At 34.8% G+C, this 11,338-nt stretch carries 14 protein-coding genes; 2 read left to right on the top strand and 12 right to left on the bottom strand.

Translation table 11 applies throughout. The annotated features are described in order from the left end of the window. Positions 1-137 precede the first annotated feature (137 nt). From NBX25_RS17640 to NBX25_RS17590, 11 genes are all read right to left on the bottom strand, one after another. Entirely contained in the window at positions 138-749 is a 612-nt protein-coding gene (locus NBX25_RS17640; RefSeq protein ID WP_123907847.1) for an inorganic pyrophosphatase, read from the bottom strand. Between the two features lie 17 nt (positions 750-766). After that, a complete protein-coding gene (locus NBX25_RS17635; RefSeq protein WP_123907848.1) occupies positions 767-1,279 on the bottom strand; it encodes a DUF7935 family protein in 513 nt (170 codons plus the stop codon). A 36-nt stretch (positions 1,280-1,315) separates the two neighbouring features. Then, positions 1,316-2,248, bottom strand: a complete 933-nt coding sequence (locus NBX25_RS17630; RefSeq protein ID WP_250254619.1) for a phytanoyl-CoA dioxygenase family protein — start codon at positions 2,246-2,248, stop codon at positions 1,316-1,318. A gap of 75 nt (positions 2,249-2,323) precedes the next feature. Continuing rightward, on the bottom strand, positions 2,324-3,235 hold the full coding sequence (locus NBX25_RS17625) for a hypothetical protein (protein ID WP_123907850.1): 912 nt from the start codon (positions 3,233-3,235) through the stop codon (positions 2,324-2,326). Then, positions 3,232-3,909 (bottom strand): RadC family protein, encoded by a 678-nt coding sequence (gene radC / locus NBX25_RS17620; RefSeq protein WP_123855651.1) that lies wholly within the window; start codon positions 3,907-3,909, stop codon positions 3,232-3,234. Before radC ends, NBX25_RS17625 begins: the two co-directional genes overlap by 4 nt. A 24-nt stretch (positions 3,910-3,933) precedes the next feature. Further along, the gene (locus NBX25_RS17615) at positions 3,934-4,512 is read right to left on the bottom strand and encodes a murein L,D-transpeptidase catalytic domain-containing protein (protein ID WP_250254618.1); all 579 of its coding nucleotides are present in this window, start codon (positions 4,510-4,512) and stop codon (positions 3,934-3,936) included. Between the two features lie 14 nt (positions 4,513-4,526). Continuing rightward, complete coding sequence (locus tag NBX25_RS17610) at positions 4,527-5,195, bottom strand: ABC transporter ATP-binding protein (protein WP_123907853.1); 669 nt, start codon at positions 5,193-5,195, stop codon at positions 4,527-4,529. A gap of 100 nt (positions 5,196-5,295) precedes the next feature. Next, entirely contained in the window at positions 5,296-5,817 is a 522-nt protein-coding gene (locus NBX25_RS17605; protein WP_250254617.1) for a hypothetical protein, read from the bottom strand. A 177-nt stretch (positions 5,818-5,994) separates the two neighbouring features. Next, a complete protein-coding gene (locus NBX25_RS17600; RefSeq protein ID WP_250254616.1) occupies positions 5,995-7,593 on the bottom strand; it encodes a dihydrolipoyl dehydrogenase family protein in 1,599 nt (532 codons plus the stop codon). A gap of 109 nt (positions 7,594-7,702) precedes the next feature. Continuing rightward, a complete protein-coding gene (gene pdhA, locus NBX25_RS17595; protein WP_123907856.1) occupies positions 7,703-8,704 on the bottom strand; it encodes a pyruvate dehydrogenase (acetyl-transferring) E1 component subunit alpha in 1,002 nt (333 codons plus the stop codon). A 316-nt stretch (positions 8,705-9,020) separates the two neighbouring features. After that, positions 9,021-9,452, bottom strand: coding sequence for an NIPSNAP family protein (locus tag NBX25_RS17590; protein ID WP_250254615.1), 432 nt, complete (start codon positions 9,450-9,452; stop codon positions 9,021-9,023). A 275-nt stretch (positions 9,453-9,727) separates the two neighbouring features. Between NBX25_RS17590 and NBX25_RS17585 the strand changes: the two genes are divergently transcribed. Then, entirely contained in the window at positions 9,728-10,330 is a 603-nt protein-coding gene (locus tag NBX25_RS17585) for a phosphatase PAP2 family protein (protein WP_250254613.1), read from the top strand. Between the two features lie 8 nt (positions 10,331-10,338). After that, positions 10,339-10,827, top strand: a complete 489-nt coding sequence (locus tag NBX25_RS17580; RefSeq protein WP_250254611.1) for a BlaI/MecI/CopY family transcriptional regulator — start codon at positions 10,339-10,341, stop codon at positions 10,825-10,827. A gap of 32 nt (positions 10,828-10,859) precedes the next feature. On the opposite strand, the gene rbp is transcribed toward NBX25_RS17580, so the two are convergent. After that, complete coding sequence (gene rbp / locus NBX25_RS17575; protein ID WP_502799781.1) at positions 10,860-11,225, bottom strand: RNA-binding regulator; 366 nt, start codon at positions 11,223-11,225, stop codon at positions 10,860-10,862. Positions 11,226-11,338: the final 113 nt, after the last annotated feature.

Raw genomic sequence — 11,338 nt, 5'->3', positions numbered from 1 at the left:
TTAAATCATTAAGAGGAATTAAAACTTAAAGAGTATTAAGCCTAGCTTCATTTTAGGAGAAAACTTTATTTTTATTCCAAAAAAAAGGATAAACAGTTTCCTATTTATCCTTTTTGTATGATGTATATCAGAGAATCTTATCCCCCAAATTTATCTGCATAGTCTGTTTGAGAAGCTTTAATCACTTTTCTTGCATGCTCAGCACCGTAAACCTCTTGAATTCTGCATTTTGCAGGCTCATCCGGTAAGTTTTTATATGTTAGGAAGTAGTGCATCAATCTTTTTACTTCCGCTTCTGGCAACTCAGTAATATCTCTAAAGTGTCCAAAAGCATGGTCATTGATCATTACTGCTACAATTTTATCATCGGCTTCACCACCATCAATCATTTTAAAACCTCCGATTGGAATAGCTTCCATCAATAAACCTCCTGCGTGGATATTGTGAGAACTTAAAACACAAATATCAAGTGGATCATGATCTCCCATTGTCACATCAGTAGCTCCTGATTCTATAGCCAGTCTCATCACTTCTTTATCACAATATGTTCTTGGAACAAAACCATATAAAGCCGGGATGATATTAGAGAATTTCTGAGGCCTGTCTACTTTTAAATATCCTGTTTCTTTATCTACTTCATATTTAATAGTATCTGAAGGAACAATTTCCACAAATACGTTTACAACATTTGGCGCATCTTCTCCTGCAGAAATTCCGTGCCATGGATGTGCTTTAAAATTTGGAATCATTATTTATCTGTTATTTTTTAAGTTATTATTAAAATTTCTTTTCTTAAATCTTCAATTGTTTCAGCAACGTAATCATTGCTTTCCATATAGTTCATGATGAAGATGGTTTTGAACTCATCCAGTTGCACCTCTCCTTTCAAACCGTCATAAGTTTTATGAAGAAGGTCTATAATGGCATTTTTAGAGTCCACAATATTTTTCCAGGAGTTTTTCGTTACATAAAGCTGTTGGGAGGAATTGTATTCAAACTCTTCATTGATTGCTTTTTCTGTAAGGAAAATAAACTCATGAACCGCCAATCCCTTATCAAATCGCTGGATTATATTGGAAGGCTTTATTCTATCCAGAAACAAAGTCATTCTCTCATAAGAATGGGCTTTATTCTCCGAATTCGACTTCACGGTAAGTAATTTGAGTTCCTGGTTTTTAAGAGTAATATACGAGTGTACAAATTGTCTGAGCAAAACCAAAAAAGGAATTGCAATAATTAATGCAAATGCATAGGGTAAATATCCTGAAAGACTCGTCATAATTTTAGACTGCAAAATTACTAATATTTTCTGATATTACAGTTCAAATAATGCAGGTCTTTGTGTAACTTCATGGTAGCATACACTGTTTTCGTCAAAAAAGTGATATACAAGGCTTTTTCGGGTTCTGTTTTTATCAGTATGAGGCTCTCCGCCGTGCAGAATATTGGCATGCCAAATTAACATATCCCCTTTTTTCGCACGGAAAACTTCTTTTTTCAGCCCTAATTCTTTGACCTTGTTTTCCAAAAATTCTTCGTAAGCTTTATAGCTTTTCTTCCCTATTTTGAGAGCGGTACCTTCATTATCATAATCAGAATTCAGGAAATAAGGTAATTTATGACTTCCCGGAATATAATGTAATGCACCATTATGTTCATCCACATCTTCCAGAGCAATCCATACTCCTAAAAGTCCTCCCAATGGGAAAGTTGTCATGTGAATACTATCTGAATGGGTTTTCTGCTGGCTTCCGTTAATAAAATTGATACTTTGAAACAATTTGGCTTTACCGTCAAGCAAAACAGACAGAAACTCCAGCAAATTTTTATCGCTTCCTATATTTCTAATGATTTCAGAATGATGAATCGCAAACATAAGTTTGCCTCCATAATGGAATTTTAATGTTCCGTCTTTCATTAGCTTTTCAATCTCAATATTGATGTTTTCTGCAGTTTCCGGACTAATGAAATTTCTTAGGATCATGTATCCGTTATCATCATAACGAAGAGCACTTTCCTTATTTTCTTCTGATAAGCTTTTAAAAAAAGCAGTGGACAAAAGTTTATTTTCAGCAATACTCCTTTGTGTTTGAGGGAGATGAGCAAAATCTTTACTTGAAATACTTGAAAAATAGCTCTTGTTGACCCCGTACTTTTTATATAATGGGATATTATGCTTTAACTTACTTTTCTTAAAGAAATTATAAAGCATATAAGCTAATTTATAATGACGAATTTGCTGTAACATAACGGTTATTATAAGTGTTTTTAAAGGTACGGAATAATACTAACTTAGAACCAATCTAAACAATGCTTTTTATCATTAAAAAATCCGTCCTTTTAAAAGTAAAGATCCTAATTTTTTAAACAGGTCTTTTTTGGAAGATTCTATGACTGCATAAGGTTTCAACTCTGGACGGAATCCTCTAAAAAATTCTTCAATATTCGGAATATCTCCCCCTTCAAAATCAAAAATATGAGTCTCTATTGTCTCTTTAATCATCCGGTCAATCAGTACAGAAGCTCCGGAAAGTTTTACATATTCTTTATTACTGAAAGTTCCTAAAAGCGCAACCATATTACAATCCGAATAAGTGGCAATAGCATTGATAATTTCACCATGATAATAAAAAGCTAGAAAACTCAAATATTTGAAATGGTAAGAGGCTTTATAGATCTCCATAAAACCAGCCAGATCACTTTCTTTGCCAAGCCCTACGATATTGGATTCTATAAAAGGTTTTATATCATCATAAGAAACACTTTTTACTTCTGAATGATCCAATACTTCCTCATCCAGCCTTAGTTTCCGTTTTCTTTTGGGAGAATACCGGGCATATACTTTCTCATAAGCATCAGGATAGATCAAAAAATTTTTCTTTATTCTGAGTTTTGTACGAAGTTCATTACCATCATTAAATGGATACACTCTAATGAGATAATGGCTCTCCAGATAATCTAAAAACTGTTCATTCAGATTTACATTATCCTTATGAGAGAAAACGCCTAATTGCTGGCAAAGTTTTGGATTATGGACGATTTTCACTCCATATTTTCTCACAAAAGGGATTGGCATTACTGCTTCGTAATCATTATATACAAGTACTTCCCATTGTTTGGGTGCTGTAATGTCTAAAAAGTCTTTTGTTGCAGAGTATTTTCTTTGCTCAGAATTTTCTAAACATTGAGAATATTTTACAAAATCAATTTCATGGTATTTCAATCTTCTTATCATAATAATCCTGCGTCCGAAAAGCTAAAATATGAATTCTGTGTAATGATAATATGGTCTAAAAGCTGAATGCTTAATACATTTCCAGCTTCTTTTATTTTTTGGGTAATGTTAATATCTTCTTTGCTTGGCTTAAGGCTGCCTGAAGGATGATTATGAGCAATAATCACTCCTGTTGAAAAATGCTCAAGAGCTGTTTTAAATAGCACCCTGACATCTACGATAGATTGGCTGATTCCACCTTGTGTTAGCTGTGAAGTGTATATTACTTTGTTGCTGTTATTTAGAAAAATAGCCCAAAACTCTTCAGTTCTTAAATCTGACAAATGATTTTTCAGGATTGAATATGCATCATGACTGTTTCCGATCACTGAACGTTCCGGAATTTCTTGTCCCGCTCTCCTTCTCCCAATTTCCAAAGCTGTAATAATGGAAATGGCTTTAGCTTCTCCTATTCCTTTGAATTTCATCAGATCTTTAACGGAAAGCAAACTTAACTGATGCCAGCTATTGTTTACAGAGGCTAAAATCTTCCTGGCCAGTTCCAACACACTCTCTTCCCTATTCCCACTTCCCATGATAATGGCTAAGAGTTCAGAATCAGTAAGTGAATTCTTACCTTTTTGTAAGAACTTCTCCCGTGGTCTGTCGTCTTCTGCCAGAAATTTTAAGGACATATGGAATTAAGTATAAATTATAGATTAATAAAAAGCATATAAAATAATAGGCAGCTCCGACTTGTCAATGTATTTCGCAGTCTCTTTAAAAGCATTAACTGAAAGCATCGGGCAACCCAGGCTCAATGAGGTTGATCTTTCAGATTCAACATCTGGAACGCTGCTAAAAGAATGAAGAACAATTGCCCTCTGCATAGCGTTATCATTAGTTGGATCCAACCCTTTTAAACGATAAGCTTTTCCAAATTGTCCTACATAGCTTCCTCCAACGGCATATTTTCCAAGAGAAGACTGATAAGAACCTTCAATATTACTGAATTTCAAAGCATTTGATCCTGAGATTACAGATCCTGAACCATGCGCTACGATAGCTTTTTGTACTATTTTATTATTTTTCAGATCGTAAATGAAGTAGCGGTATTTTCCGGATGGAATTTTAAAGTTAATAAAAATTGCCAGATCCTGATTATAGCCTTTATCTTTAATGAAGTTTTTAATTTCTGAAATTCTGGATTGGGGAATTCCCAACACCTCTGCCTGCTGTGATTCAGCTTTTGAGCAGGAAACTAAAAGTATAAAAAGAAAAAGGAAATGTTTCATCATTGGTGTAAAAAAAGCTATTCTATAATCATTCCATCCTTCATGACAAGCTTACGGTCGGTAATTTCAGCCAGATTCGGGTTATGGGTTACAATCACAAAAGTTTGATTATACTTATCTCTAAGGTCAAAAAACAGTCTGTGAAGGTCGTCCGCATTTTTTGAATCCAGGTTTCCCGTAGGTTCATCAGCAAAGATAATTTTAGGTGAATTGATTAAAGCCCTTGCAACGGCTACCCTTTGCGCTTCTCCACCGGAAAGCTGATTGGGTTTATGATTCAGTCGTTGTTCAATTTTAAGATCCTCAAACAGGGCATAAGCTTTTTCAAGAGACTCCCTTTCGTTAGCTCCTGCAATTTTAGTAGGAAGCAAAACATTTTCTAAAGCAGTAAATTCAGGAAGCAGCTGATGAAACTGAAATACAAAACCAATATTCTGATTTCTGAATTTTGATAATTGCTTATCATTCATATTGATAAATGACTTACCAGCGATCTCAATTTCAGTATCATATTTTCCGGATTGAGTGGGATGATCCAACGTTCCTAAAATCTGCAGCAATGTTGATTTACCTGCTCCGGATTCTCCTACAATAGAAACCACTTCTCCTACTTTAATGTGAATATCAACTCCTTTCAGTACTTCTAAATTCCCATAAGATTTATGGATATTTCTTGCTTTAATCATGATTCAAAAATAGTAAATATAAATAGAACAAAACAATATTGTAACTATAAATATAATAAATACATCTACTACTAAAAGCCAATAATCAATGGAAGAATATTCAAAATAACCTTATTAACTTTTTTCCTGTAGTGTGTAGTATTTTCTTATACCGGTATTCTTTATCTATAGTATAAGATTTCCCTTCTAATCCATACGTAAGCTTAAGATTTAAAGTATAATCTGAATGATCACAATTGACATAAAAATATCTCGCAGCAGCGCTATGATGAATTATTTCATTGGAAGATTGTTTAAAGAGAATACCTTTGCTGCTCTGTAAATTCTCCACATCCACAGGAATTTCTTTTCCATCTGAACGAAGAGTTACTTTAATGTTATCAATAACAACAGCAGGCTCATCCTCTTTCTTACTGTCAGTAAATAAAAATGTATTAATCGTGTAATAAATATCACCGTCTTCACTTCTCAAACTCGGGCTTAAACTAAAAACATTATTTTCTGAAAAAATAGTATTTTCTCTGGGCTCCGATTCTAAAACATATTCAGAATCACTTGCCAAAAAGAATACACCTAATATAGCAAGCACAATTATAACACAAACAACCCCTATCTTATTCATCGTTTTTTGTTTTTGTAGATTCCGGAAAATTATTTCATAAATATAATGTTTTTTCATGAAGAGAATCATAATACAACGACGTTCCGCAGGCTTACTCCATATTTAGATTCTCTCTTTAAGTGCCCAAAAACAAAAAGCCTCCCAATTGGGAGGCTTTATTATTTTCAATTCAGAAAATTACAGTAACAAAGTTAATGGATTTTCTAAATATGTTCTTAAAGTTTGTAAGAATTGAGCACCTGTAGCACCGTCTACAACTCTGTGGTCACATGCTAATGAAAGTTTCATTGTGTTCCCTACTACAATCTGACCGTTCTTAACGATTGGCTTCTCAATGATTGCTCCTACTGAAAGGATCGCAGAGTTGGGTTGGTTGATGATACTTGTAAATGTCTCGATTCCGAACATTCCAAGGTTAGAAATAGAGAATGTAGATCCTTCCATTTCATTAGCCTTAAGACCTTTATTCTTAGCTCTTGAAGCCATATCTTTTACAGCTGCAGAAATCTGAGTGTAAGACATTTGATCCGTATTCTTCAATACAGGAACTACCAATCCGTCAGGAATAGCTACTGCCACTCCAACGTTAATATTTCCTCTGTGGATGATCTTATCACCTGCCCAGCTTGAATTTACCTGAGGGTGTTTTCTTAGAGCAATCGCAGTTGCTTTAATGATCATATCGTTGAATGAAATCTTCGTATCCGGAATAGAATTGATCTCTTTTCTAGCTTCAATGGCTTTATCCATGTTGATTTCAACCATCAGATAATAGTGAGGAGCAGAGAACTTACTTTCAGAAAGACGTTTTGCAATAATATTTCTTACCTGTGAGTTTGGAGTCTCTGTATCTTCTCCCTGAACGAAGTTTACAGCAACCTGCGCAGCAGCACTTGCAGCCGGAGCTGAAGCCGCTGATTTTGCAGCTGGCTGATAGTTTTCAATATCTTTTTTAACGATTCTTCCGTTTTCACCTGAACCTTGAACACTATTGATGTCAACTCCTTTATCCTGAGCCATTTTCTTAGCTAATGGAGAAATTGCCACTCTGTCAGAAGATGAAGTGTTAGCAGCCGGAGCAGCTTTTTCTTCAGTCTTAGCTTCTGCTTTTTGTTCAGCTGGTTTTTCTGATGCCGGAGCAGCAGCTTTAGGAGCTCCTACAGATGAAATATCAGTTCCTGCAGGGCCAATAATAGCTAATACAGTATCAACCGGAGAAGCACCTCCTTCTTCTACACCTTGCTTCAATAGTACTCCATTGAATTCAGATTCGAAATCCTGTACTGCTTTATCTGTTTCAATTTCAGCAAGAAGGTCACCTTCTTTTACTGTATCACCAACATTTTTGTGCCACTTAGCAACCTTACCTTCTGTCATTGTATCAGAAAGTCTTGGCATTGTAATCACTTCTACTCCTGCCGGAACTTCTGCTGAAGCAGTTTCCACAGTTTCTGCCTTAGGCTGTTCTTCTGATTTTGTTTCTTCAGAAGCTGCACTTGGAGCAGCAGCAGCACCTGTTAATCCTGAAATATCTTCTCCTTCATTACCGATAATTGCCAGAACAGAGTCTACAGCAGCTGCAGCACCTTCTTCTACACCAACGTATAAAAGGGTACCTTCTATTTCAGATTCGAAATCCTGAACTGCTTTGTCAGTTTCAATTTCAGCTAAAATATCTCCTTCCTTTACTTTATCTCCTACTTTTTTATGCCATTTCGCCACTTTACCTTCCGTCATAGTGTCGGAAAGGCGGGGCATCGTAATTACTTCTGCCATAATTTATTTTAATTTGAAAATTTAGCAATTTGAAAATCTGAAAATTAAAAAAGGATGTCGTATCATCTCATTCTCAAATTTTCAAATTGTCAAATTAACTCATTATCTTTTAGTTTTCTAATTTGTCTAAGAATGGATAATCTTCCTGAGCATACACATACTCATAGATTTTCTCAGCGTCTGGATATGGAGAATTTTCCATAAATTCGATGCACTCTTCAACAAAGTCTCTTGACTTGTTATCCATAGCTTCCAATTCAGCTTCTGTAGCCCATCCGTTTTCAAGAATTCTGTGTTTTACCAATTCAATTGGGTCATCATTCTTATGAATAGCTACTTCTTCTTTAGATCTGTAAGGCTCAGCATCAGACATAGAGTGTCCTCTGTAACGGTAAGTTCTTGCTTCAATAAATGTCGGCCCGTCTCCTCTTCTAGCTCTTTCAATAGCTTCGTAGGCAGCTTCGGCTACTTTTACAGGATCCATCGCATCTACAGCAAGACAAGGCATTTCATACCCTAATCCTAATTTATAGATATCTTCGTGATTCGCTGTTCTTTTTACAGAAGTTCCCATTGCATATTGGTTGTTTTCAACAACAAATACTACAGGAAGTTTCCAGTTCATCGCCATGTTGAATGTTTCATGTAATGAACCTTGTCTTGCAGCACCATCTCCGAAGAAACAGATATTCACCGCTTTTCTGTCGAAATATTTATCTGCAAAAGCAATACCTGCTCCCAAAGGAATTTGTCCTCCAACAATACCATGTCCTCCGTAGAAACGGTGCTCTTTACTGAAAATGTGCATAGATCCACCCATACCTCCGGATGTACCTGTAGCTTTACCACAAAGTTCAGCCATGATTCTCTTAGGATCTACTCCCATCGCCATTGGATGGATGTGACATCTGTAAGCAGTAATCATACTATCTTTTGTAAGATCCATTGCATGTGTAAATCCGGCAGGGATTGCTTCCTGGCCATTATACAAATGTAAAAATCCTCTGATCTTTTGTTTTAGGTAAAGAGAACGGCATTTGTCTTCAAACCTTCTCCACATTGTCATATCTTCATACCACTTCAGGTATACCTCTTTAGAAAATTCTTTCATGTGTTAGCTCTTGCTTTTTTATGATGAAATAGTTGAGCAAAATTATGAAAAAAACTTTGTTTTTATTGTATGCATAAGTAACTTTTCGTTTTTTCTGTAAAATCTACTTGCAGGCGGAATGGATTATTCTTAATTTTCGACCCTAAGAAACATTTTCAAAATAACATTCCGGATGTTATTTTCTTATTGAAATATATAAGAAATCAGCCTGCCAGTATAGTTTCCCTGAAACAACTGGTAAAACTGGGATCAAAAAAAAATCACATTTTACTCTCCTAATTCTTTCATCTTTAATTATTGTTAATATCTCTTTTGGTTATTTCAAGAGCGTCTTTTCCGGTGAAAATTCTGTAATTTTCAAGGTTCTGTCTTCAATATTATTGACAAAATCACCATGAAGCTTTGCAGTCTGCATCTTAATATCTTTCCATTCTTTATCTGCCATAAAAGCCTGCCATGCAATTTTCATAGTATTTTCATCTGTCCATTCAAGCAGGTAAACAAATTCTGTTTTCCCTTCAAATTCAGACTCCCAAATGGATACGATATTGAATCCATATTTTTTCATGATTCTCAAGGCGTGGTCTCTAAACCGATCTAAAAAAACTTGCTTGTTCTCCTTCGGAATTTCATAGATTCTCAATTGATGAACAGGAGTTTTTGTGGAAGAAAATTCTTTTGAAGAATAATTTTGTCCAAAGATCAGACTCTCTGAAAGAAGCAGAAAAAATACAAGTAATTGTTTCATATATATAGAGATTAATGTTAGTTTATTAATTTACATGTAAGCCTTTCTTACCTTTACGATTTCAGAAATATTCAATGAAAATTATTTTTTTCTTCTTTAAAACAGAAGTTATTAAAGTTAAATATTTTCAAAAAGAAACAAAAGAAATATCTCATATCTTAAAGATCATTAACGCTTACCACTATTTTCAACATCTTGCAATCTATCTATAGAATCAGCCAACCCTCATTTGTTTTTTGGGCTTATAATCTTATATTTGACTTTTAAACTTAAATATGGAAGAAAAAAAATCTTCGCTTCTCTACAAAGTCTCAAAAGTTATCTCAGATTTCTTCAATCCATTGGTTTCTCTGATTATCTTTTTTGTGTATATGAGCATCAGGGAGTACACATTTAAGGAATCCCTGCTTTATTTTCTGCCTATACTATTAATGATTATTGTTCCAGTCATTATATGGCTAATATGGAATGTAAAAACAGGAAGATATACTAATATGGATGTTTCCAACCGGATACAGAGAAAGACACTCTATGTATTTATTGCAGCCTGTATTGTTATTTACCTTGTTTTTAATTATATCAAAAATGGATATATTGATCTGGTGACCCTTTTTATTTTAATTTTGCTTTTTGCCCTTCAGATCAGCAATTTTTTCATTAAAAGTTCAATGCATACTGCATTTAATGTATTTGTAGCTGCATTATTTTTCACTTTAAACTGGAAAATGGGCCTTATATGGCTTGGGATTGCCTGCTTGGTGGGTCTTACCAGAGTTATTTTAAAAAGACATACGGTAAAAGAAGTATTTATGGGAGCTGGAATAGCTTTTATGGTATCTTTTATTTACCTTTATTGCAATATACAATTTCAACATTAGAAGAATATATGAAAATCAATCATCTTACTGCCGCAGAAGAAAACTTTATGAAGCTGTTTTGGAAAATGGAATCTTTCTATCTGAAGGACGTTATGGAGCAGCATCCGGAACCTAAACCACACCAAAACACGGTTTCCACATATTTGAAAATATTGGTTGAAAAGGGATATCTATCTACGGAAAAAGAAGGGAGGATCTTCAAGTACACGGTAATTGTTCCGTTTGAAGAATACAGAAAATTCCTGCTAAAAGAACTCACACACAACTTTTTCAATGATTCCGGAAAAGAAATTCTTGAATTTTTGTTTAGTGAAAAATTGCTTACACAGAATGATCTTAAAGGCTATTTTGATCTTAAAATTGAAATCAAGCCTGCGAAAATTGAAGAACCAAAATTTGAAGTCGCTGAAGAGATATTAAACCCGAAGAAAGAGAAAAAGGTAAAAATCAGCAAAGAGAAAGAAAAAGACAAAAAGAAGAAGAAAAAGAAATCATAAAAAAAGCGGCTTAAAAAGCCGCTTCATATTTTTTACCAACGATTTCCGCCGCCGTTACCGCCACGGTTGTTACCACCGTAACCTCCGCCACCATTTCCACGATTGTTACCACCGTAACCTCCGCCTCTGTTGTTGTCGAAGCTTCTTCTTGGCTTCTCTTCTCTTGGCTTAGCTTCAGATACGTTTAATGTTTTTCCGTTGAATTCTTTTTGATTAAGAGCTTCAATAGCCTGCTGTCCTTCTTCATCACCCATTTCAATGAAACCAAAACCTCTTGAACGGCCAGTTTCTCTGTCTGTTACGATTTTAGCTGATGATACATCACCAAATTCTGCAAATAGATCGTGCAACTCATACTCTTTAGTTGCGTAATTGATGTTTGAAACAAAAATGATGATCTTAGTAAATTTGAATGTACGGTAATAGATGTTGCTAAAAAAGGAGTATCCAATGCAAGTGTTGCAGCAAGACCTAACGCTGACGACGCAAAATTAAGAACATTCAGATTAGC

The organism is Chryseobacterium sp. Marseille-Q3244 (assembly GCF_940807095.1).
Classification (GTDB): domain Bacteria; phylum Bacteroidota; class Bacteroidia; order Flavobacteriales; family Weeksellaceae; genus Chryseobacterium.
Note: the sequence above shows the minus strand (reverse complement) of the source record. Positions and strands in the feature narration are given on the sequence as shown.